General features: G+C 69.8%; 19 protein-coding genes. 3 read left to right on the forward strand and 16 right to left on the reverse strand.

All coding sequences use genetic code 11. The annotated features are described in order from the left end of the window. Window positions 1-91: 91 nt before the first annotated feature. The 10 genes from aroB to ACHBTE_RS07125 all read right to left on the reverse strand — a co-directional run bounded on the left by aroB (window position 92) and on the right by ACHBTE_RS07125 (window position 10,133). The gene (gene aroB / locus ACHBTE_RS07080) at window positions 92-1,183 is read right to left on the reverse strand and encodes a 3-dehydroquinate synthase (protein ID WP_394722597.1); all 1,092 of its coding nucleotides are present in this window, start codon (window positions 1,181-1,183) and stop codon (window positions 92-94) included. After that, the gene (locus ACHBTE_RS07085; protein ID WP_394722598.1) at window positions 1,180-1,695 is read right to left on the reverse strand and encodes a shikimate kinase; all 516 of its coding nucleotides are present in this window, start codon (window positions 1,693-1,695) and stop codon (window positions 1,180-1,182) included. The genes aroB and ACHBTE_RS07085 overlap by 4 nt, the downstream gene beginning before the upstream one ends. After that, the gene (aroC, locus tag ACHBTE_RS07090; RefSeq protein WP_394722599.1) at window positions 1,692-2,876 is read right to left on the reverse strand and encodes a chorismate synthase; all 1,185 of its coding nucleotides are present in this window, start codon (window positions 2,874-2,876) and stop codon (window positions 1,692-1,694) included. The genes ACHBTE_RS07085 and aroC overlap by 4 nt, the downstream gene beginning before the upstream one ends. 184 nt (window positions 2,877-3,060) lie before the next feature. After that, on the reverse strand, window positions 3,061-3,348 hold the full coding sequence (locus tag ACHBTE_RS07095) for a hypothetical protein (RefSeq protein WP_394722600.1): 288 nt from the start codon (window positions 3,346-3,348) through the stop codon (window positions 3,061-3,063). 115 nt (window positions 3,349-3,463) lie between these two features. Beyond that, window positions 3,464-4,300, reverse strand: a complete 837-nt coding sequence (locus ACHBTE_RS07100) for a shikimate dehydrogenase (RefSeq protein WP_394722602.1) — start codon at window positions 4,298-4,300, stop codon at window positions 3,464-3,466. Beyond that, a complete protein-coding gene (mltG, locus tag ACHBTE_RS07105; RefSeq protein ID WP_394722603.1) occupies window positions 4,284-6,035 on the reverse strand; it encodes an endolytic transglycosylase MltG in 1,752 nt (583 codons plus the stop codon). Before mltG ends, ACHBTE_RS07100 begins: the two co-directional genes overlap by 17 nt. Before the next feature lie 134 nt (window positions 6,036-6,169). Next, window positions 6,170-6,622 carry a Holliday junction resolvase RuvX gene (gene ruvX / locus ACHBTE_RS07110; protein WP_394722875.1) on the reverse strand — a complete coding sequence of 151 codons (453 nt, stop codon included), beginning with the start codon at window positions 6,620-6,622 and terminating at the stop codon, window positions 6,170-6,172. 35 nt (window positions 6,623-6,657) lie between these two features. Continuing rightward, entirely contained in the window at window positions 6,658-9,330 is a 2,673-nt protein-coding gene (gene alaS, locus ACHBTE_RS07115; protein ID WP_394722604.1) for an alanine--tRNA ligase, read from the reverse strand. Further along, window positions 9,330-9,683, reverse strand: a complete 354-nt coding sequence (locus ACHBTE_RS07120; RefSeq protein ID WP_394722606.1) for a hypothetical protein — start codon at window positions 9,681-9,683, stop codon at window positions 9,330-9,332. The genes alaS and ACHBTE_RS07120 overlap by 1 nt, the downstream gene beginning before the upstream one ends. A 9-nt stretch (window positions 9,684-9,692) precedes the next feature. Further along, a complete protein-coding gene (locus ACHBTE_RS07125) occupies window positions 9,693-10,133 on the reverse strand; it encodes a DUF948 domain-containing protein (protein WP_394722607.1) in 441 nt (146 codons plus the stop codon). 175 nt (window positions 10,134-10,308) lie between these two features. Between ACHBTE_RS07125 and ACHBTE_RS07130 the strand changes: the two genes are divergently transcribed. Beyond that, complete coding sequence (locus ACHBTE_RS07130) at window positions 10,309-12,465, forward strand: ATP-binding protein (RefSeq protein WP_394722608.1); 2,157 nt, start codon at window positions 10,309-10,311, stop codon at window positions 12,463-12,465. A gap of 29 nt (window positions 12,466-12,494) precedes the next feature. Here the strand turns inward: ACHBTE_RS07130 and rpsD are convergent, their stop codons facing one another. The 5 genes from rpsD to ACHBTE_RS07155 all read right to left on the reverse strand — a co-directional run bounded on the left by rpsD (window position 12,495) and on the right by ACHBTE_RS07155 (window position 17,653). Further along, complete coding sequence (gene rpsD / locus ACHBTE_RS07135) at window positions 12,495-13,109, reverse strand: 30S ribosomal protein S4 (protein ID WP_129796831.1); 615 nt, start codon at window positions 13,107-13,109, stop codon at window positions 12,495-12,497. 309 nt (window positions 13,110-13,418) lie between these two features. After that, window positions 13,419-14,774 carry a replication-associated recombination protein A gene (locus ACHBTE_RS07140; RefSeq protein WP_394722609.1) on the reverse strand — a complete coding sequence of 452 codons (1,356 nt, stop codon included), beginning with the start codon at window positions 14,772-14,774 and terminating at the stop codon, window positions 13,419-13,421. Between the two features lie 44 nt (window positions 14,775-14,818). Beyond that, entirely contained in the window at window positions 14,819-15,481 is a 663-nt protein-coding gene (locus tag ACHBTE_RS07145) for a vitamin K epoxide reductase family protein (protein ID WP_394722610.1), read from the reverse strand. 189 nt (window positions 15,482-15,670) lie between these two features. Further along, window positions 15,671-16,933, reverse strand: coding sequence for a histidine--tRNA ligase (gene hisS / locus ACHBTE_RS07150; RefSeq protein WP_394722612.1), 1,263 nt, complete (start codon window positions 16,931-16,933; stop codon window positions 15,671-15,673). Window positions 16,934-16,945: 12 nt separating this feature from the next. Continuing rightward, the gene (locus tag ACHBTE_RS07155) at window positions 16,946-17,653 is read right to left on the reverse strand and encodes an MBL fold metallo-hydrolase (RefSeq protein ID WP_394722613.1); all 708 of its coding nucleotides are present in this window, start codon (window positions 17,651-17,653) and stop codon (window positions 16,946-16,948) included. Window positions 17,654-17,832: 179 nt separating this feature from the next. Here ACHBTE_RS07155 and ACHBTE_RS07160 point away from each other — a divergent pair, with 179 nt between their 5' ends. Further along, entirely contained in the window at window positions 17,833-18,651 is an 819-nt protein-coding gene (locus ACHBTE_RS07160) for a peptidylprolyl isomerase (RefSeq protein ID WP_394722614.1), read from the forward strand. Window positions 18,652-18,786: 135 nt separating this feature from the next. After that, on the forward strand, window positions 18,787-20,016 hold the full coding sequence (locus tag ACHBTE_RS07165; RefSeq protein ID WP_394722616.1) for a DUF349 domain-containing protein: 1,230 nt from the start codon (window positions 18,787-18,789) through the stop codon (window positions 20,014-20,016). Between the two features lie 103 nt (window positions 20,017-20,119). Here the strand turns inward: ACHBTE_RS07165 and relA are convergent, their stop codons facing one another. Then, window positions 20,120-22,657, reverse strand: coding sequence for a GTP pyrophosphokinase (gene relA, locus ACHBTE_RS07170; RefSeq protein WP_394722617.1), 2,538 nt, complete (start codon window positions 22,655-22,657; stop codon window positions 20,120-20,122). Between the last annotated feature and the right edge of the window lie 200 nt (window positions 22,658-22,857).

The following is a 22,857-nucleotide window of genomic DNA, read 5'->3' on the forward strand; positions in this document are numbered from 1 at the left end:
CCGCCCCCGGCCGCCGTTTGGTGAACGGCCGGAGGCGGCCTTAAGTGCCCATCGCCACAGGCGAATCGGACGGAAGGGTGTTTCGGCGGACTTACTGGCCGACTTCGCCGTACGCGGCGAGAAGGACGGCCGGGTCCGGACCCTCCAGGACGGTCGGCTTGGCCAGGCCGTCCAGGACGATGAAGCGCAGCAGGTCGCCGCGGGACTTCTTGTCCACCTTCATGGTCTGCAGCAGCTTGGGCCACTGGTCGTAGCGGTAGTGCAGCGGCAGTCCGACCGACTGAAGGATCGCGCGGTGGCGGTCGGCCGTGGCGTCGTCCAACCGTCCCGCCAGCCGTCCCAGTTCGGCGGCGAAGTGCATGCCCACCGAGACCGCGGCGCCGTGCCGCCACTTGTAGCGCTCGTTCTTCTCGATGGCGTGGCCCAGGGTGTGGCCATAGTTGAGGATCTCCCTCAGGCCCGACTCCTTCAGGTCCGAGGAGACGACCTCCGCCTTGACCCGGATGGAGCGCTCGATCAGCTCGGCGGTGTGCGGGCCAGCGGGGGTGCGGGCGGCCTCGGGGTCGGACTCGATGAGCTCCAGGATCGCCGGGTCGGCGATGAAGCCGGCCTTGATGACCTCGGCGAGCCCGGAGACGTAGTCGTTGACCGGGAGGGAGTCCAGGGCTGCCAGGTCGCAGAGCACGCCGGCCGGCGGATGGAAGGCGCCGACGAGGTTCTTGCCCTCGGCGGTGTTGATGCCGGTCTTGCCGCCGACGGCCGCGTCGACCATGGCGAGCACGGTGGTCGGGACGGCGATCCAGCGCACCCCGCGCAGCCAGGTGGCGGCCACGAACCCGGCCAGGTCCGTGGTCGCGCCGCCGCCGACACCGACGATGACGTCGGAGCGGGTGAAGCCGGACTGGCCGAGCGCCTTCCAGCAGTACGCGGCCACCTCGGCGGTCTTGGCCTCCTCGGCGTTCGGCACCTGGACGGCGACCGTCTCGTAGCCCTGCTCGGCCAGGTCGGCACGGAGCGCCTCGCCGGTCTCGGCCAGCGCCTCGGGGTGGATGACGGCGACGCGCTTGACCCTGTCCCCGATCAACCCGCCCAGCTCGCCCAGGAGCTGACGGCCCACCAGGACCTCGTACGGGTCGGTGCCCGGGGTTCCGCCGACCTGGATCCGGGTGACTGCCTCGCTCATGCTTCCTTCAACTCCAGTGCGTCCAGGGCTACTTCGGTGACCTCTTCGGGCGTACGGCCGTCGGTGGCGACCACGACCGTGGCGACCTCCTCGTACAGATACCGGCGGGCCTCCATCAGCTCGCGCCACTGCTTGCGCGGGTTGACCGCGAGCAGCGGACGGGCCGCGTTCAGGCCCGTGCGCTTGACCGCTTCCTCGACGTCCATCGACAGATACGCCACCCGCTGCCCGGCGAGCAGCGCCCGCGTGTCGGCGTCGAGGATCGCGCCGCCACCGAGCGCGAGGATGCCGTCGTGCTGGGCCAGCGCACGGTGCACGGCCGCCTTCTCGATCGTCCGGAAGGCAGGCTCGCCCTCGTCGACGAAGATGTCGGCGATGGTCCTGCCCTGCTCGGCGACGATGTCGTCGTCGGTGTCCCGGTAGGAGACCCCGAGCCGCTCCGCCAGCAGCTGCCCGACCGTGGACTTGCCCACGCCCATCGGGCCGACCAGGACGACCAGCGGCCCGCTCATCGGATGGCGAGGTTGTCGAGGTACGAGGTCACGTTCCGGCGGGTCTCGGCCACCGAGTCGCCGCCGAACTTCTCCGCCACCGCGTCCGCGAGCACCAGGGCCACCATGGCCTCGGCCACGATGCCGGCGGCCGGGACCGCGGACACGTCGGAGCGCTGGTGGTGCGCGGCGGCGGCCTCGCCGGTGGTGACGTCCACGGTCTGAAGGGCGCGCGGCACGGTCGCGATCGGCTTCATCGCGGCGCGGACCCGCAGCAGCTCACCGGTGGTCAGGCCGCCCTCGGTACCGCCGGAACGGCCGGAGGTGCGCCGGATGCCCTCATCGGTCCTGACGATCTCGTCGTGCGCCTTGGACCCCGGGATCCGCGCCAGCTCGAAGCCGTCGCCGATCTCGACGCCCTTGATCGCCTGGATGCCCATGAGCGCGCCGGCGAGACGGGCGTCCAGCTTGCGGTCCCAGTGCACGTGCGAGCCCAGGCCGACGGGGACGCCGTACGCCAGGATCTCGACCACGCCACCGAGGGTGTCGCCGTCCTTGTGGGCCTGGTCGATCTCGGCGACCATCGCCTTCGACGCGTCCGCGTCCAGGCAGCGCACGGGGTCCGCGTCCAGCTTCTCGACGTCGGCCGGCGTCGGGTACACGCCCTGCGGCGCCTTCGCCGAAGCCAGCTCGACGACATGGCTGACGATCTCGATCCCGGTCGTCTCCTTCAGGTACGACCGCGCCACCGCGCCCAGCGCCACCCGGGCCGCCGTCTCGCGGGCCGAGGCGCGCTCCAGGATGGGCCGCGCCTCGTCGAAGCCGTACTTCTGCATGCCTGCGAGGTCGGCGTGGCCGGGACGGGGCCGGGTCAGTGGTGCGTTACGGGCGAGCCCCGCGAGGATCTCCGGGTCGACCGGGTCGGCGGCCATGACCTGCTCCCACTTCGGCCACTCGGTGTTCCCCACCATGATCGCGACCGGCGAGCCCAGGCTGAGTCCGTGCCGGACGCCGCCGAGGAAGGTGACCTGGTCCTGCTCGAACTTCATCCGCGCACCGCGGCCATAACCGAGCCGCCGCCTGGCCAGGTGGTCCGCCACCATCTGAGTGGTGATCGGCACGCCGGCGGGAAGGCCCTCCAGCGTCGCGACGAGTGCGGGGCCATGGGACTCCCCCGCGGTCAGCCAGCGCAACCTGCTCAACGGTGCTCCTCGATGCTCGCGCCCTGGTACTGCACTGCGTACGCGCGTCCTCGCGTACGGCGACGGCGCGACCAGGTGCGCGGCCCCGGCCCGCCACCTCCGATCCTCCCACGTCCAGGGCGGCTGCCCGGCCGCCGGTCCATCTGGCGGACGCCGGATGGACAGCCGTGGACCTCGGGAGGGATCAGGCGGGACCGCTGCCCTGCCTCTGCGGCGGGGCGTAGGAGCCGAGGAAGTCCGCGCCGCTCGGCCCGCTCGGCTGCTGCGCCGGCTGCTGGGCCGGCTGCTGGGGAGCGTACGGACCGAGGTAGTCGGCTCCCCTCCCCTGCGCGGGCTGCGTCGCCACGGTGACCGTCTGCCCCTGACGCCTCGCGCGGCGCTGGGCGATCTTGCGCTTCGCCTTGAAGCCCCAGGACCCCACCACCAGGAGCACGATCAGGACCAGCACCGGAATCTGGATCCAGTCCGGCATGAACTGGAGGACAGCTCCGAATATTTCACTCTTGACGGACGCCAACGACACGCCTGTGGACACGGTTTCACGCTCCCCTCTGTGTTGCTCCGCCCCCTGCGGAACCCAGCGGATCTTAGCGGGCCGCGAGTGCGCGCTCTCCCGCTTTTCGCATCGCCTCCAGCGGCGCCGGGGTCCGCCCGGTCATCTGCTCCACCTGGAGCACTGCCTGGTGCACCAGCAGGTCGAGCCCGCTGACGACGGCTCCCCCGAACATGGACCAGCGGGCGGCGAGTTCGGTCGGCCAGGGGTCGTAGAGCACGTCGAAGAGGGTGGTCGGGCGCTCCGGTACGGCCCCGGCGAGGGCGTCCGTCGCACCGGCCGGAGTGGTCGCGATCACCAGCGGGGCGTGCAGGGCCTGACCCGCGTCGGCCCAGTTGGCGGTCCGCACGTCGACGTCGAGGCGCTCGCCCCACTGCCGCATCTCGGCGGCACGGGCGTCGCTGCGTACGTACGCCACGACCTCGCCGGTGCAGACGCGCGCGAGCGCGGCCAGCGCGGACGAGGCCGTGGCACCGGCGCCGAGGATCGCGGCGGAGTCGACCTGTTCGATGCCCCGCTCCCGCAGTGCGGCCACGATGCCGGGGATGTCGGTGTTGTCGCCGATCCGGCGGCCGTCCTCGGTGCGGACGACCGTGTTGACGGCCTCCACCGAAGCCGCCGTCTCGCTGATCTCGTCGAGCAGTGGGATGACGGCCCGCTTGAGCGGCATGGTCAGCGACAACCCGGCCCATTCCGGCCCGAGTTCCCCGAGAAAGCCGGGCAGCGCGAGCTCGTCGACCTCGAACCGGTCGTACGACCAGCCCGTGAGCCCCAGTTCCGCATAGGCGGTGCGGTGCAGCACCGGCGAAAGGGAGTGAGCGATCGGCGAACCGAGCACGGCGGCCCGGCGGGCGTCAGTCCCTGCTCTCATTGAACTTGTCCTTGAGCCTGAGGAATTCGTCGTGCGTCTTGGCGAACTCGGTCTTGTTCACACCGTCGGTCGCCACGAAGTAGAACCAGCCGCTGTCGGTCGGCTTCAGCGTCGCCGTCAGCGCGCCGTCGCCCGGATTGCCGATCGGGCCCGGCGGAAGACCCTTCTGGGTGTACGTGTTGTACGGGTCCTTGTTGCTGTTGATCTCCGACTCGCTGATGTCGATGTTGCTCTCGCCCTGGAGGTAGTTGAACGTCGAGTCGAACTGCAGCAGTCCGTAGGTCTCCGGGTTCGAGCGGTCGAGGCGGTTGTAGACGACCTCCGCCATCTTGCGGTAGTCGTCATTGGTCTTGCCCTCGGCCTGGACGAGGCTGGCGACCGTGATGACCTGCAACGGGCTGTCCAGCTTCAGCGACTTGGCCTTGGCCTCCAGACCGAGCGCGTCGTACTTCTCCGCGGCCTGGGTCACCATCGCCTTGAGCACGGCCTCGGGCTTCATTCCCTTGGCGGCGGGATAGGTCCCCGGGGAGAGGAATCCTTCCAGCGGGTCCTTGATGTCCTTGTCGTCGTCGGCCCAGCTCGGCAGTCCGAAGCTCTTGTACTGCTTTTCGGCGGCCTTCTCGGTGGTGCCTGAGGACAATTCGAGTTGCTCGTCGATCGCTTTGTAGACCGCGATATTGCGGTCGCCGGGCCTGACGAGCACGTTGTTCTGGCTCTTGGGGTCGAGCATCAACTCGACGGCGCTCTCGGCGGACATCTCTTTCTGCAGCAGGTAGGCGCCCGCCTGGATCTTGCCGCCCTCGGGGTTCTGCTCCTGGGCGGCCACGAAGGCGTCGACGCTCTTGACCACTCCGGCGGCCTTGAGCCGGCGGCCGATCTCGGAACCGAGGGCGCCCTTGGGGATCTCGACGGTCACCTTCTCGCCGGTGCCGTCGCCCGCGAAGTCCGGCGCCGAGCCGAAACGATCCTGGTAGAACTGGTACCCGAAATATCCGGCTCCGGCCGCACCCCCGGCGAAGATCAGCGCGACCACCAGACAAGCCATGCCGCTGCGGCGTTTCTTGGGCGGGCCGCCCCGGCCCCTGCGGTCCGAGCGCCCCCGGCCGCCGCCCGAACCGTCGTCGGCGTCGTCCTCGTCGTCGTCACCGCCGCCGGCGAAGAACGCGTGTTCGCCCTGGTCAGGGCCGGGGTCCCAGTCCGTCTCGGGAGGTTCCGGTTCGGTCTGCCGACGGCTCGGCGGCTCCGGCGGCGGGTAGGCCTCGGGTGTGCCGTAGTAGTCGGGCCGCCCGGCGCCGTACGCCGCCGTCTGCTGGCCATAGGGGTCCGAGGGGTCGGGGTACTGGGCGTGCGCCTGCGGTCCGGTCTCCCAGCTGCCGGTGTCGTACGGCTGCTGCCCCTGGCCCGCGTACTGGTGCTGGTCGTACTGCTGCGGGTACTGCTGAGCCTGTCCCTGCTGCGGGTACTGCTGGGCGGCCTGTCCCTGCTGCTGGTACTGCTGAGCCTGTCCCTGCTGGTACTGCTGCTGCGTCTGGTCGTACGCGGCCTGTCGGCCGTCGCCCCAGTCGCCGTACTGCTGGTGCTGCTGCGGCTGCTCCGGATAGTGCTGCGGCCGGCCTCCGTAGGCAGCCTGCTGACCCGTGTGGGCCTGCTGCTGCCCTTCCCATCCGCCGTCCCCGTACAACGGGTCCTCCGGATGCCACGGTTCGGAGCCTTGGCCCCGGCCATACTCAGTCATCGATCCCCTAGAGCCGCGAGGCGGCGGTCACGCGGCTGGCGTGATCCGGCTCCCGTCCGCCTCTCTTTGTGCGTCGGCTGTTCGAACACCGGCGCATCGCGCGGAACGTTACCGTATCGCGATCAGATGACCACTTAGACGCCCTCGCCCGGAGCTTTACCTGACACCCGTTCGGATTCGAGCGCCTGCTGCAAGATGATCACAGCGGCTGCCTGGTCGATCACGGACCGGCCCTTCTTGGACTTCACGCCCGAAGCGCGCAGTCCCTGACTGGCCGTCACGGTCGTCATCCGCTCGTCCACGAGCCTGACCGGCACGGGCGCGATCATGCGGGCCAGGTCCTGCGCGAAGGCCCTGACCTTGACCGCGGCCGGGCCCTCGCCCCCCTTGAGGGAGCGAGGAAGGCCGACGACGACCTCGATCGGCTCGTACTCCTCGACGAGTTGCCCCAGCCTGCGCTGAGCCGCCGGGACGTCCCGGCCCGGCACCGTCTCCACCGGGGTGGCGAGGATCCCGTCGGGGTCGCAGGAGGCGACCCCGATACGGGCGTCTCCGACATCGATCGCGAGGCGACGGCCCCGGCGCATGCCCGGGCCGTCGCCACTCGCCTGACTGTCGGCGCTCACTTGGCCGTGTCCGCCACGAGCCGCTCGACGGCCTCGACGGCCTCGCCGACCGCGGCCGGGTTCTGGCCGCCGCCCTGGGCGACGTCCGGCTTGCCGCCTCCGCCGCCGCCGAGCGTCTTGGCGGCCGTACGGACCAGGTCACCGGCCTTGAGGCCGCGCTCACGGGCCGCCTCGTTGGTCGCGATGACGGTGAGGGGCTTGCCGTTGTTGACCGTGAAGAGGGCCACGACCACGGCCCGGCCGCCCTGGATGCGACCACGTACGTCGAGGACCAGCTTGCGCAGGTCGTCGGCCGTGGTGCCGTCCGGGACCTGACCGGTGACGACGGCGATGCCCTGGACGTCCTTCGCGGACTCGGCGAGACCGGCCGCGGCCTGGAGCACCTTCTCGGCGCGGAACTTCTCGATCTCCTTCTCGGCGTCCTTCAGCTTGCCGAGCATGGCGGAGACCTTCTCCGGGAGTTCCTCCGGACGCCCCTTGATCAGCTCCTGGAGCTGCGCGACGACCGTGTGCTCCCGGGCGAGGAAGTTGTAGGCGTCCACGCCGACGAGGGCCTCGATACGGCGCACCCCGGAGCCGATCGACGACTCGCCGAGCAGCTTGACCAGACCGAGCTGGGCGGTGTTGTGGACGTGCGTGCCGCCGCACAGCTCCTTGGAGAAGTCGCCGATGGTCACGACGCGGACCCGCTCGCCGTACTTCTCGCCGAACTCGGCGATGGCGCCCTGCTTCTTGGCCTCGTCGATGCCCATGACCTCGGCGTGCACATCGAGGTCGCGGGCGAGCACCTCGTTGATCTTCTGCTCGACGTCGGTCATCACCGCCGTCGGCACGGCGGACGGCGAACCGAAGTCGAAGCGGAAGCGGCCGGGCTGGTTCTCGGAACCGGCCTGGGCGGCCGTCGGGCCGAGGGCGTCACGCAGGGCCTGGTGGGTGAGGTGCGTGGCCGAGTGGGCGCGGGCGATGGCCCGGCGGCGGAGCCCGTCGATGGAGGCGTGGGCCTTGGCACCGACCGTCACCTCGCCGACCTGGACGACGCCCTTGTGGACGTACACGCCCGGCACCGGCTTCTGGCAGTCGCGGATCTCGATGACGGCACCGGTGTCGACCTTGATGCGGCCGGTGTCGCCGATCTGGCCGCCGCCCTCGGCGTAGAACGGGGTGCGGTCGAGGACGATCTCGACCTCGTCGCCCTCGGTGGCGGCCGGGGAGGAGGCGCCGTCGACGAGGATGCCGACGACGGTGGACTCGCCCTCGGTGTCGCTGTATCCGATGAACTCGGTCTCGCCGGTCTTGTCGGCGATCTCGCGGTAGGCGCCGGCACCGGCGTGGCCGGTCTTCTTGGCCTGGGCGTCGGCCTTGGCGCGCTCGCGCTGCTCCTTCATCAGGCGCCGGAAGCCGTCCTCGTCCACGGACAGCCCCTGCTCGGCGGCCATCTCCAGGGTGAGGTCGATGGGGAAGCCCCAGGTGTCGTGGAGCAGGAACGCCTTGTCGCCGGGCAGGACCGTGGCGCCCGCGGCCTTGGTGTCGCTGACGGCGGTGTCCAGGATGTTGGTACCGGCCTTCAGCGTTTTGAGGAAGGCGTTCTCCTCGGCGAGGGCGACCTTCTCGATGCGCTCGCGGTCGGTGATGAGCTCGGGGTACTGCTGGCCCATCATGCCGATGACGACGTCGATGAGGTCCTTGACGACCGGGCCGGTGGCGCCGAGCAGACGCATGTTGCGGATGGCGCGGCGCATGATGCGGCGCAGGACGTAGCCGCGGCCCTCGTTGCCGGGGGTGACACCGTCGCCGATCAGCATCACGGACGTGCGCATGTGGTCGGTGACCACGCGCAGGGAGACGTCCGAGGCGTGGGCGTCGCCGTACGCGACACCCGTCAGCTCGGTGGCCTTGTTGATGACCGCCATGGAGGTGTCGATCTCGTACATGTTCTGCACGCCCTGCAGAATCATGGCGAGGCGCTCCAGGCCGAGGCCCGTGTCGATGTTCTTGCTCGGGAGCTCGCCGAGGATCTCGAAGTTGTCCTTGCCGACGCCCTGGCCGCGCTCGTACTGCATGAAGACGAGGTTCCAGATCTCGACGTACCGCTCGTCGTTGACGGCGGGGCCGCCCTCGACGCCGAACTCGGGGCCGCGGTCGTAGTTGATCTCGGAGCAGGGGCCGCAGGGGCCGGGGACGCCCATCGACCAGTAGTTGTCCTTCATGCCGAGGCGCTGGATGCGCTCCTTCGGCACGCCGACGACGTCGTGCCAGATGCGCTCGGCCTCGTCGTCGTCCTTGTAGACGGTGATCCAGAGCTTCTCCGGCTCCAGGCCGTAACCGCCCTTGTCCTGGGGGCTGGTGAGCAGCTCCCAGGCGAGCTTGATGGCGCCTTCCTTGAAGTAGTCGCCGAAGGAGAAGTTGCCGCACATCTGGAAGAACGTGCCGTGCCGGGTGGTCTTGCCGACCTCTTCGATGTCCGGCGTGCGGACGCACTTCTGGACGCTGGTGGCACGGTCGAAGGGCGGCTTGACCTCACCCAGGAAGTAGGGCTTGAAGGGCACCATGCCGGCCGGGACGAGGAGCAGAGTCGGGTCGTCCGCGATGAGCGACGCCGAAGGGACGACGGTGTGCCCGCGCTCCTCGAAGAAGCTCAGCCAGCGGCGGCGAATCTCGGCCGACTCCATCAGTGGTCCTCATTCCGGTTGTACGGGTACGTCTGGTACGTCGAGCCCTCGACGTACTTCGGGTTGTTGCGGTTCTCGATGGCGGCGTACCGCCGGGGCGCGGGAAGTTCGGAGTCGTCGCCGATCCCAAGGGCGTCGCCCAGCTCGGCCTCCCGCGCGGCCATGTTGTCCCGGACGTCGAGCGCGAAGCCCACCGCGCGGTCCTTGATGCGGTGACCGGCCTCGAGCGCCTTGTTCGCCGCGGTGGCGGCCAGGCTCTCCGGCGTCAGCTGCTTCAGCTTGCGGTTGACCTTGGTGGTGGCCCAGACACCGGCGGCGACGCCCGTGCTGAACCAGAAGGTGCGGCGGAACATCGCTGGCTCTCAGTCCCTCTTCCCTCGGGAGTTGCGCCGAGAGACCGTGCGGCCCACGATCACGGTACGCCTCGACGCCTTGGCGGGCACGTCGTCCTTTCGGCCGCCCAGGGCCCGGCGGACGCCGTAGCCGAAGGCCGCGACCTTGACCAGGGGGCCGCCGAAGGTGGAGGCGACGGTGGTCGAGAGCGCGGAGGCGTTCGACGTGACCTCCTGGACGTCGGAGGCGATGGCGTCGACGCGGTCGATCTGCGTCTGCGCGGAGCGCACCGCCGTGGAGGCCTCTGCCAGGAGGGGGACGGCCTGGTCGGTCACGTCCGCGACGAGTTTGGTGGTCGCCTTGAGCGTCTGGGCCAGCCTCGCCAGCGCGACGGCGAGGAAGGAGACCAGGATCGCCCAGAAGACGGCCACCAGGATCCCGGCAACCTCTCCACCGGACACTGTGTGCACCCGCTCCCTGAAACGTGCCTCTGCATCGGTCTGCGCATCGGTCTGCATCGAAAAAGTCGTGCACCGAGCCTATCGCGCCGGGGATGGCGCTCCGCACCGGATTACCGCCCGTGTGGAGCCTGGTTGCGAGAAGCGATTGTACGGAGTGATTACGGTTCAGTACGCTCCGTATCCCATGCGGGATCAACAGCGCGCCCACTCCCCCGAGTCCGGCATCGCGCCCTTGGAGCTCAGCACGTTCGTGGGCCGCTCGGCCGAACTCGCCGAGCTGGCCGGGGCGCTCGACACCGCGCGGCTGGTGACGGTGACCGGGGCCGGCGGCGTCGGCAAGTCACGGCTGGCGGCACGTGCGGCGGCCCGATGCGCGCCCCGCGACGGCGTGTGGCACGTGGAGCTGGCACCGGTGCGCGACCCGGAGTTCGTCGACTACGCGGTCGTCGAGGCGCTGGGCCTGACGGACCATACGACGCGGCTGCCCCGCGAGACGCTGCTGACGCATCTCGAAGGGCGGCAACTCCTGCTGGTCCTGGACGGTTTCGAGCACCTGGTGGACGCCTGCGCCGAGCTGGTGACCCGGCTGCTGCGCCGGGTCCCGGGGCTGCGGGTGCTCGCCGTGGGCCGTAGACCGCTGGGCGTCGCGGGTGAGCAGCTGCTGCCGCTCGCGCCGCTGGGCGAGGACGAGGCCGTGGAGCTGTTCGTGGACCGGGCGGCACGGTGCGGGGTGGCCGTGCGGGACGAGGCGGACGTACGGGAGGTGTGCCGGCGGCTGGACGGGGTGCCGCTCGCGATCGAGCTGGCGGCGGGGCGGCTGCGGATGCTGTCCCCGCGGCAGGTGCTGGAGCGGTTGGACGACCGGTTCCGGCTGCTGACCGGGGGCGGGCGGGACTGGCTGCCGCGTCATCGGACGCTGCGTACGGCGGTCGGCTGGAGCCATGAACTGTGCACGCCCGAGGAGCGGTTGCTGTGGGCACGGCTGTCGGTGTTCGCGGGCCGGTTCGATCTGGACGCGGTGGAATACGTGTGCGCCGGGCACGGGCTGCACTGCGACGACGTCCTCGACGTGCTCGGCGAGTTGCTCGCGCAGTCCGTGGTCACCCGCGAGGAGACCCCGGTCGGCGTGCGCTACCGCATGCTGGACACGCTGCGCGCGTACGGTGCCGAATGGCTGGAGGCGACCGGGGACGCGGCCCGGCTGCGGCGCCGGCACCGTGACTGGTATCTGGGTCTGGCGACCTGGTGCGAGCTGGACTGGTTCTCGTCGCGGCAGGACGAGGTGGCCGCGCGCGTGGAGGCGGATCTGCCGAATCTGCGCTGCGCCCTGGAGCAGTGTCTGAGCGAGCCGGAGGACGCGCATCTGGGCCAGTACCTCGCGGGTTCCCTGTGGTTCTACTGGGTGGGCTGCGGCCGGCTGTCGGAGGGCCGGCGCTGGCTGGAGCAGGTCGTGGCGCTGGACTCCGGTCATGAGCGGTCCCGGCTGAAGGCGCTGTGGGTGCTCGGCTATGTGGCGATCCTCCAGGGCGACACGACAGCCGCGCTCGGGGTGCTGCTGGAGTGCCGCGAGGAGGCGGAACGCGCCGCGGACCCCTTGGCGGTGGCCTACGCCGAGCACCGCACGGGCTGCCTGGCGTTGATCTCGGACGACATGGAGCGCGCGGAGACGCTGCTGCGCTCGGCGCTCGGCCGCTATGAGGAGATCGGTGAGCTCAACAGCAATGTGCTGATGGGCCGGGTGGAGCTGGCGATGACGCGGGCGTTCCAGGGCGATCTGCCGGGCGCGGTGCGGCTGTGCGAGGACGTGCGCCTGGTGTGCGAGGACCAAGGCGAGCGCTGGGCGCGCTCCTATGCGCTGTACGTCCTGGCGTACGCCGCCTGGGCGGACGGCGATCTGCCCGGTGCCCGCTCCTTGCTGACCGACTGCCTCGAAAGCGCCCACGCCTTCCGCGATCTGCTCGGCTCGGTGCTGGCGGTGGAGCTGCTGGCCCTGGTCACACAGGCGGAGGGCGATGCCGTGGAGGCCGCGGTGCTCCAGGGCGCGGCGGCGCGGATGTGGCCGTCGGTGGGGCTGCCGCTGTTCGGCTCGGCGTGTTTCGACGCCCCGCACAGGCTGTGCGAGACGGCGGCGCGGGAGCGGCTCGGCGACGACCGGTACGAGGAGTGTGTACGGCAGGGTGCGGCGCTCGGCCGGGAGGCGGCCGTGCGCCGGGCGCTCGGGCAGCTGGGGTCGGACGGAGTTCCGTCGCCGCGGGGGCCGGTCACGCATGTCACGGCGAGCGGGGCCATGCGAAAGCCCGCCGCCTCCCCCACCCGCAAGGGCGGGGAGACGACGGGCTGAGGCGCAGGAGTCCTACGACCGCTGAAGGATCAACGGGCGTAGTACTCGACGACGAGCTGCTCGTCGCAGATCACCGGGATCTCCTTGCGGTTCGGCTCACGGTCCAGGCGGAACGCCAGGGCCTTGAGGTTCACCTGGAGGTAGCGCGGGGTCTCGCCGTCGGGGGCGAAGCCACCCTCGCGGGCGATGGAGAAGAGGGTCTTCTCGCGGCTGCGCTCGCGGACCATCACGACGTCGTCGGGACGGACGCGGAACGACGGCTTGTCGACCTTCTGGCCGTTGACCTCGATGTGGCCGTGCACGACCATCTGACGGGCCTGGTAGATGGTGCGGGCGATGCCCGAACGCAGGACCAGGGCGTCGAGACGGCGCTCGAGCTCGATGATCAGGGCCTCACCGGTCTTGCCCTGAACCTTGGAGGCACGCTCGTAGGCGCGGACGAGCTGACGCTCGGACACGTCGTACTGCGCACGCAGACGCTGCTTCTCCAGCAGACGGACCTTGTAGTCCGAGTTCTGCTTGCGGCCACGGCCGTGCTCACCCGGCGGGTAGGGACGGGCCTCGAAGTACTTGACGGCCTTCGGGGTCAGCGCGATACCGAGGGCACGCGACTTCTTGACCTTGGGGCGGGACTGGTTCGCCACTTGATCTTCCTTGTCTGTTTTTCTTCGGCTGCCTCAGGGTTACGGGAGGTCGCAATCCGCAGCCGGGGAATCCCGACAGGTCCGCGAGGGACGTGTCAGGCAGCCGCTCCCCTGGTCTGGGCACATACGTGCAGCACACGAACGGCCCACCGACCGCTCCCGGGATTCCGGGTGGTGGTGGGCTGCCCGCGACACCTACGACGGTGCGCGACGCTCCTGGATCGAAAGATCCGGCTGGATGTCCCGTCTGAGGCGCCGGCCAGGTGGCCGGACACGGGACGCAGCACTGGGGCGAAGTCTACAGGGTGCTCAGGGCCGCCTGCGACCGAGGTGTTTCCTGGTCCACTCCACGGCGTCCGCGTACCGAGCCTCGCCGCCGTGCCGGGTCGGGCTGTAGTACTCGCGGTCCTTGAGGGCGTCCGGCGCGTACTGCTGCTCGGCGATGCCCTCCGCCAGGTCGTGCGGATACACATACCCCTGTGCGTGTCCCAGCTTTTCAGCTCCCTTGTAGTGCCCGTCCCGCAGATGGGGCGGCACGGGACCGGCCAGCCCCTTGCGTACGTCGTCCAGGGCGGCGCCGATCGCGGTGGTCGCGGCGTTGGACTTGGGGGCGAGGGCGAGGGCGATGGTGGCGTGGCTGAGGGTGAGGGCGGCCTCGGGGAAGCCGATCATGGCGACGGCCTGGGCGGCGGCGACGGCGATCGGCAGGGCGTTCGGATCGGCGAGGCCGATGTCCTCGCTGGCCGAGATCATCAGGCGGCGGGCGATGAACCGGGGGTCCTCGCCGGCCTCGATCATGCGGGCCAGGTAGTGCAGAGCGGCGTCGACGTCGGAGCCTCGGATGGACTTGATGAGGGCGCTGGCCACGTCGTAGTGCTGGTCGCCGTCGCGGTCGTACTTCACGGCCGCGCGGTCGACGGTCTGTTCCAGCGTCTGCAGGCTGACCTCGGTCTCGCCCTGGTCCAGGGCGGCTCCGGCGGCGGCCTCCAGGGCCGTCAGCGCGCGGCGGGCGTCGCCGCCGGCGATCCGCAGCAGGTGCTCCTCGGTGTCCTCGGGGAGTGCGACGGCGTCCTTCAGGCCGCGCTCGTCGCTCAGCGCCCGCTTCAGCAGGCCCCTGACGTCGTCGTCGGTGAGGGGTTCGAGGGTGAGCAGGAGGGAGCGGGACAGCAGCGGGGAGATGACCGAGAAGTACGGGTTCTCGGTGGTCGCCGCGATCAGGGTCACCCAGCGGTTCTCGACGGCCGGGAGCAGGGAATCCTGCTGGGCCTTGCTGAAGCGGTGGATCTCGTCGAGGAAGAGGACGGTCTCCTTGCCGTAGCCACCGGTGGCGCGGCGGGCGCCGTCGATGACCGCGCGGACCTCCTTGACGCCGGCGGTGATGGCGGAGAGCTCCACGAAGCGCTTGTTGGTGGCCTTGGAGACGACGTAGGCGAGGGTCGTCTTGCCGGTGCCGGGCGGGCCCCAGAGGATCACCGAGGACGGCCCGGCGGGGCCGCCGCCGGACTCACCGACCAGTCTGCGCAGGGGGGAGCCCGGCTTCAGCAGATGCTGCTGGCCCACGACCTCGTCGAGGGTGCGCGGGCGCATCCGCACCGCCAGGGGGCTCCCGGCGGGGTCCTTCTCCTGGCGTTCTTCTGCGGCGGCGGTGAACAGGTCGGGCTCCACGTGAGAAACCCTAAATCACCGCACTGACATCGACGTCGGGCGGATCAGGAGGTGGCCCAGAGCGCGCTGCCCCAGCGGGTGAGGATCAACATCGCGATGACGCCGCAGTGGGTCACCGGGAGGACCCAGGTGAACTCGGCCAGGAAGCTCTTCAGCGGGCGCGGGGCCGGCAGGAAGCCGTTACGGACGTTGAAGGAGGTGACGTACCAGAACATCGTGAGCGTGGCGACCCAGGCCAGGCAGCACCACAGGCACAGCGCGTTGATGTTGTAGAGCGACTGGTACATCAGCCAGGTGCAGAAGGCGACACCGAAGAGCGTGCCGAAGTTGAACGTCAGCCAGTACCAGCGCGGGAAACGGGCCCGGGCGAGCAGGCTCATGCCGACGCAGACGACGATGCCGTAGCAGACGAGGCCGAGCACCGGGTTGGGGAACCCGAAGACGGACGCCTGCTTGCTCTCCATGACGTCCGCGCAGGCGACGATCGGGTTGATGCCGCACGAGGGCGTGTAGGTCTCGCCCGCGAGCTTGGCTTCGAGGATCTTGAACTTGTCGACCGTGATGACCCACGCGGCGAGCACGCCGGCCGCGCCGGTGATCACCAGCATCAACGCGAACGCACGGCCGGCGCCCACCGATCGCTGCGCCGCTTCGGCGCGCTCCGGCTCGGGCTCGGTGGAGACGTCCTGGACTGTCGTCTTGCTCATCACGCCGATTCCGTCACTTGAGACTTGGAGTTTCTCCGGGCAGGCACATTGTGCCGCACACGCGGGCCTGCTCTCAGTTCGCTGGACATAAGGAAATACGCGCGACTGAGTAAAGTCGCTCGGTTTCGGACACCGGCAAACGATGAGGCGGGGACCGAACGGCCCCCGCCCCATGTGAGTCAGCCGGACTCAGCCCAGGCGTGCTTCCAGCTCCGCCACGATCTCGTTGACGCCGATGGCCGTCTGCTCGCCGGACTCCATGTCCTTGAGCTGGACGACACCCTCGGCGAGGTCGCGTTCGCCGGCGACGACCGTGTACCGGGCACCGCTGCGGTTGGCGTTCTTCATCGCGCCCTTGAGGCCCTTGCCGCCGTAGGAGAAGTCGGCCGCGATGCCGTTCTTGCGCAGCTCGGTGACCTTGGCGAACAGGATCCGGCGGGCCTCCTCGCCGAGCGGGACGGCGAACACGCTGGTGGACGCGGGGAGTTCGAGCTCGACGCCCTCCGCCTCCAGGGCGAGGACCGTGCGGTCGACGCCGAGGGCCCAGCCGACGGACGGGAGCTCGGGACCGCCGATCATCTCCGACAGGCCGTCGTAACGGCCGCCTCCGCCCACCGCGGACTGGGAGCCCAGACCGTCGTGGACGAACTCGAAGGTCGTACGCGTGTAGTAGTCCAGGCCGCGCACCAGCTTGGGGTCGTCCTCGAAGGTCACGCCCGCCGTGGTGATCAGCTCGCGCACCTCCTCGTGGTACGCCTTGCAGGCGTCGCAGAGGTAGTCGCGCAGCAGCGGGGCGTCACCGAGCTGCTTCTGGACCGACTCGCGCTTGTCGTCCAGGACGCGGAGCGGGTTGATCTCGGCGCGGCGGCGCGTGTCCTCGTCGATGTCCAGGCCGCTCAGGAAGTCCTGGAGGGCGGCGCGGTAAACCGGACGGCACTCCTTGTCGCCCAGGCTGTTGAGCAGGATGCGGAAGTTGCTCAGGCCCAGCGAGCGGTACGCCTGGTCCGCCAGGATGATCAGCTCGGCGTCGAGCGCCGGGTCCTCGGCACCGATCGCCTCGGCGCCGACCTGGGAGAAGTGCCTGTAGCGGCCCTTCTGGGGGCGCTCGTAGCGGTACTGCGAGCCCGAGTACCAGACCTTCACCGGCAGGTTGCCCGCCTTGTGCAGGTTGGCCTCCAGGACCGCGCGCAGCACGGGAGCCGTCGTCTCGGGGCGCAGGGCGAGCTTGTCGCCGCCCTTGGTTTCGAAGACGTACATCTCCTTCGTCACGATGTCGGTGGACTCACCGACACCGCGTGCGAACAGCTCGACGTTCTCGAAGCCGGGCGTCTCGATGTAGCCGTAGCCGGAGCCCCGCAGCGGCGCGGCGATCGCCTCGCGCACGGCCAGGAACTTGGCGCTCTCCGGCGGCAGCAGGTCGTACGTGCCCTTGGGGGCCTTGAAGGTGCTCACGGAAGTCTCTCGTCACATTCCTCGTCGGGGAGCGGGCTGTGCTCCCTGGCCGGCGGCCACCTGCCGCAGATACGGGTTGGTGGCGCGCTCCTGGCCGATGGTCGTCTGGGGGCCGTGGCCGGACAGCACCACGGTCGAGTCGTCGAGCGGCAGGCACACGCGGGCCAGCGAGTCGAGGATCTCGGCCGTGTCACCGCCGGGCAGGTCGGTGCGTCCGATGGAGCCGGCGAACAGCAGGTCGCCCGAGAAGAGGATCGGCGGGATGTCCGCCGCCTCGGGCAGGCCGAAGGTCACCGACCCCTTGGTATGGCCCGGCGCGTGCGAGACGGTGAGCTCCATCCCCGCCAGCGCCAGCTTCGCGCCGTCGGTGAGCTCCTTGACGTCGTCCGGTTCCCCGACGGTCAGCTCGCCCAGCAACTGCATGCCGATGGAGCGGCCGAGCGCCTTCTCGGGGTCGCTCATCATGTACCGGTCCTCGGGGTGGATCCAGGCCGGTACGTCGTGTGCCCCGCACACCGGGACGACCGAGGCCACATGGTCGAGGTGGCCGTGGGTCAGGACGACGGCGACGGGCTTGAGCCGATGCTTCTTGAGTGCTTCCTCGACTCCGGGGGCCGCTTCGTGGCCCGGGTCGATGATCACGCACTCCTCACCGGCGGCGGGGGCGACGAGGTAGCAGTTCGTCCCCCAGGCCCCGGCGGGGAACCCGGCAATGAGCACGATCGTCCTTCGTTGTGTCGGTTCGGGTGACAAGTCGGTGGGCAGCGCCTGAGGTCAGAGCCTACCGGCGCTGCCGATTCCTCAGCGAACCCATATACGGTACGGGGCACACGCAGGCGGTCGGCTCATTGGGCGCACGCGTACCGGTCGACACACACGACGCATGAGGAGAGAACCCGGTGGTCAGCCAGGAACAGCGGCGGCGTCAGCTCGCTCGGGAGAAGTTCTTGCGGCAGCAGCAGCGGCGCACGGCAGCCCGGCGCAAGTCGCGCATGCGCAACTCGGTGATCGCGTCGGTGCTCGGGGTGATCGTCATCGGCAGCCTCGCGCTCTACACCACCGGGGCCCTCAAGGACAACGGTTCCAAGCAGGAGAACGCCAACTCCGAGGTCAGCCCCACCCCGCCCAGCAAGGCTCCGGACCCGTGCGAGAAGCCCGCCGAGGGCAAGGTCAGGACGGCGACCTGGAAGAAGGAGCCGGCGTTGACCGTCGACAAGTCGGCGAAGTACACGATGAAGCTCGCGACGACGTGCGGTGACATAGACATCGCGCTCAAGGCGTCGGCCGCGCCGCACACGGTGAACTCCTTCGAGTTCCTCGCCGGCAAGCGCTACTTCGACCACTCCAAGTGCCACCGGCTCACCACCAAAGGCATCTTTGTGCTGCAGTGCGGCGACCCGACGGGCACCGGCACGGGCGGTCCCGGCTACAACATCCCGGACGAGAACCTGAAGGACAAGAGCCTCAAGAACAACATCTATCCGGCGGGCACCATCGCGATGGCGAACACCGGGCAGAAGAACTCCGGCGGCAGCCAGTTCTTCCTGGTGTACCAGGACAGTCAGCTTCCGCCCAGCTACACACCGTTCGGTACCGTTTCCGAATCCGGCATGAAGGTACTCAAGAAGATTGCCGGGGCTGGTGAGAGCACCGGCGCGGGTGACGGGGCACCCAACGCGACGGTCGTGATCAACAGGGCGACGGTCACGAAATCCTGACCGCCAACTGCGAAATTTCGGTCGCGCGGGATGCGGACAGGCCACCCGCCGGTCGCCTATGTTGGCCGTGACGAAACTGTGGACGATGCCCGGGGGAACACAAGCCCCACGCAGGCATCATGTGGAGGAGGCGCTGTGAGCAGCGACCCGTGGGGCCGCGTCGACGAGACGGGGACCGTGTACGTGCGAACGGCCGACGGCGAGCAGGTCGTCGGTTCCTGGCAGGCCGGCTCCCCTGAGGAGGCGCTGGCCTACTTCGAGCGCAAGTACGAGGGCCTGGTTGTCGAGATCGGCCTCCTCGAGAAGCGAGTGAAGACCACCGACCTGTCGGCGAAGGACGCCCAGACCGCGATCGACCACATCCGTGAGCAGGTCGACGCCCACCACGCGGTCGGTGACCTGGACGCCCTCAAGACCCGCCTGGACAAATTGGTCGAGACGGTCGACAAACGCCGAGAGGAGCGCAAGGCGCAGCGCGCCAAGCAGTCGGACGAGGCGCGTCACGCCAAGGAAGCTCTGGTCACCGAGGCCGAGGAGCTGGCGCAGTCCGACCAGTGGCGGGCCGCCGGTGAGCGGCTGCGGTCCCTGGTGGACACCTGGAAGAGCCTGCCGCGGCTCGACCGCAAGTCCGACGACGAGCTGTGGCACCGCTTCTCGCACGCCCGGTCGGCGTTCTCCAAGCGCCGCAAGGCACACTTCGCGCAGCTGGACGCGCAGCGCGAGGAGGCTCGTAAGACCAAGGAGCGGCTGGTCGGCGAGGCCGAGGCGCTGTCCGGGTCGACGGAGTGGGGGCCGACGGCCGCGCGCTACCGCGAGTTGATGGCCGAGTGGAAGGCCGCGGGCCGCGCCCAGCGCGAGCACGAAGACGACCTGTGGAACCGCTTCCGCGGCGCCCAGGACATCTTCTTCGCCGCGCGCAGCTCGGTGTTCGCCGAGCGCGACGCCGAGCAGGCGGAGAACCTCAAGCTGAAGGAGGAGCTGGCCGAGGAGGCCGAGAAGCTCCTGCCGATCGGCGACCTCAAGGGCGCGCGGGCCGCCTTCCGCTCGATCAACGAGCGCTGGGAGGCCATCGGCCATGTGCCGCGGGACGCCCGCCCGAAGGTCGAGGGCCGGATGCACACCGTGGAGCGGGCCATCCAGGAGGCCGAGGAGTCCGAGTGGCGCCGGACCAACCCGGAGGCACGCGCGCGTGCCGAGGGGCTCACCGGTCAGCTCCAGGCCGCCGTGGACAAGCTGCGGGGCCAGATCGAGCAGGCGCGCGCCCAGGGCAACAACTCCAAGGCCGACAAGCTGGAGCGTGAGCTCGAGGGCCGCCAGGCGCTGCTGGACCAGGCGCTGAAGGGCCTCCAGGAGTTCGGCGGCTGACAAGCGGGCACGACCGCTTCGACGATCCGACGACTGCTTCACGACGAGAAGGGCCCCGCACCTCGTGAGGCGCGGGGCCCTTCTCGTCGTGCGTTCGCTTTCGCTACGCCCGGCTGCGCGCCGATGTCACGCGGTACACGTCGTACACGCCCTCCACTCCCCTGACCGCCTTCAGGACATGCCCGAGGTGCTTCGGGTCGCCCATCTCGAAGGTGAAGCGGGAGGTGGCGACGCGGTCGCGGGAGGTCTGGACCGCCGCGGAGAGGATGTTGACGTGCTGGTCGGACAGGACGCGGGTGACGTCGGAGAGAAGCCGGGAGCGGTCCAGGGCCTCGACCTGGATGGCGACCAGGAAGACCGAGGACTGGGTGGGCGCCCACTCGACCTCGAGGATGCGCTCGGGCTCGCGGGACAGTGACTCCACGTTCACACAGTCGCTGCGGTGAACCGATACTCCGCTACCCCGGGTGACGAAACCGATGATCGGATCGCCGGGTACGGGCGTACAGCAGCGGGCCAGTTTGACCCACACGTCCTCGACGCCCTTGACGATGACGCCCGGGTCGGCGCTGGAGCGGCGCTTACGGCTGCGGCTGCGGGTCGGCGGGACCGACTCGTCGATCTCCTCCGTGGCGGCTTCCTCGCCGCCGAGGGCCTGGACCAGTTTCTGCACGATGTTCTGCGCGGAGACATGGCCCTCGCCGATCGCCGCGTACAGCGCGGAGATGTCCGCGTAGCGCATCTCGTGGGCGAGCGTGACGAGCGAGTCGCCGGTGAGGATGCGCTGGATCGGCAGGTTCTGCTTGCGCATCGCGCGGACGATGGCGTCCTTGCCCTGCTCGATGGCCTCGTCGCGGCGCTCCTTGGAGAACCAGGCCCGGATCTTGTTGCGGGCGCGCGGCGACTTCACGAAGCCGAGCCAGTCGCGGGAGGGGCCCGCGCCGGCCGCCTTGGAGGTGAAGACCTCCACCAGATCGCCGTTGTCCAGGGTGGATTCGAGCGGCACGAGACGGCCGTTGACCCGCGCTCCTATGGTGCGGTGGCCGACCTCGGTGTGGACGGCGTACGCGAAGTCGACGGGGGTGGCGCCGGCCGGGAGCGCTATGACATCGCCCTTGGGGGTGAAGACGAAGACCTCGTTGCGGGACAGGTCGAAGCGCAGGGACTCCAGGAACTCGCCCGGGTCCTCGGTCTCCTTCTGCCAGTCGAGGAGTTGGCGCAGCCACGCCATGTCGTTGAGGTGGTCGTCCTTGCCCTTGCCGGAGGACTTGGGCGCGTCGGTGCGGATCTTGGAGGCGCCTGCGACGGCTTCCTGCTTGTACTTCCAGTGCGCGGCGATGCCGTACTCGGCGCGGCGGTGCATGTCGAAGGTTCGGATCTGGAGTTCGACGGGCTTGCCGTTGGGGCCGATGACCGTCGTGTGCAGCGACTGGTACATGTTGAACTTGGGCATCGCGATGTAGTCCTTGAACCGGCCGGGGACCGGGTTCCATCGCGCGTGCACGGTGCCGAGGGCGGCGTAGCAGTCGCGGACCGTGTCGACAAGTACACGAATCCCCACCAGGTCGTAGATCTCCGCGAAGTCACGGCCGCGGACGATCATCTTCTGGTAGACGCTGTAGTAGTGCTTGGGGCGGCCGGTGACGGTCGCCTTGATGCGGGCGGCCCGCAGGTCCTGCTGGACCTCGTCGGTCACTATGGCCAGATACTCGTCACGCTTCGGTGCCCGCTCGGCCACCAACCGGACGATCTCGTCGTACATCTTGGGGTAGAGGATCGCGAAGGCGAGGTCCTCCAGCTCCCACTTGATGGTGTTCATGCCCAGGCGGTGGGCGAGCGGCGCGTAGATCTCGAGGGTCTCGCGCGCCTTCTTCTCCTGCTTCTCGCGCTTGAGGTAGCGCATGGTGCGCATGTTGTGCAGGCGGTCGGCGAGCTTGATGACCAGGACGCGCGGGTCCTTGGCCATGGCGACGACCATCTTGCGGACGGTCTCGGCCTGCGCGGCCTCGCCGAACTTGACCTTGTCGAGCTTGGTGACGCCGTCGACGAGCAGCGCGACCGAGTCGCCGAAGTCGCGGCGGAGCTGGTCGAGGCCGTACTCGGTGTCCTCGACGGTGTCGTGCAGCAGGCCCGCCATCAGGGTGGCCGGATCCATGCCCAGCTCGGCGAGGATGGTGGTGACCGCCAGCGGGTGCGTGATGTAGGGGTCGCCGCTCTTGCGCTTCTGGCCGCGGTGCCAGCGCTCGGCGACCTGGTACGCCTTCTCGATCTGGCGGAGGGTGGCGGTCTCGATCTTCGGGTCGTTGCTGCGGACTATGCGGAGCAACGGCTCCAGGACCGGGTTGTACGGGTTGGAGCGCTGGACGCCGAGGCGGGCGAGGCGGGCACGGACGCGGTTGGAGGAGCCGCTGCGGGCCGGCTGACCGGGGGCCGGGCGGGCCGGGGGGTTGACGGGCCGCTCGGCAGGGGCGGGCTTGGGTCGCGTCTGCTCGGCCGGCTTGTCGACGGGCGCCGACTGGGCATGCTCGACCGCCCCGCGGGTGTCGTTCTTCGCGTGCGACGCGTTGGGCGCGGGCTTCGCCGTGGACGCCGAGGCGGACTCGGGCTTGGCGGCGGTCAGGTGCTGGGCCTCGTCTGGCAAGAGGGCTCCTCGTGCGCGATCCGGGTCCCCCGGTCAGGCTCCGGAGACCCCATGGTAGCGATCCTGCGGCTCAGGATCGCCTTCAGGCCGATGTGAGGGCCGTCTACCGGAGAAACGCGAGGGGCCGCCCTCGGATTCCTGAGCGGCTCTCGGTGCGGTGCGGCGGGGGGCGGTGAAAGCGTTTCCTCCCGCCTGCCATA

It is taken from the genome of Streptomyces sp. M41 (genome assembly GCF_043673425.1).
In the GTDB taxonomy this organism is placed as follows: domain Bacteria; phylum Actinomycetota; class Actinomycetes; order Streptomycetales; family Streptomycetaceae; genus Streptomyces.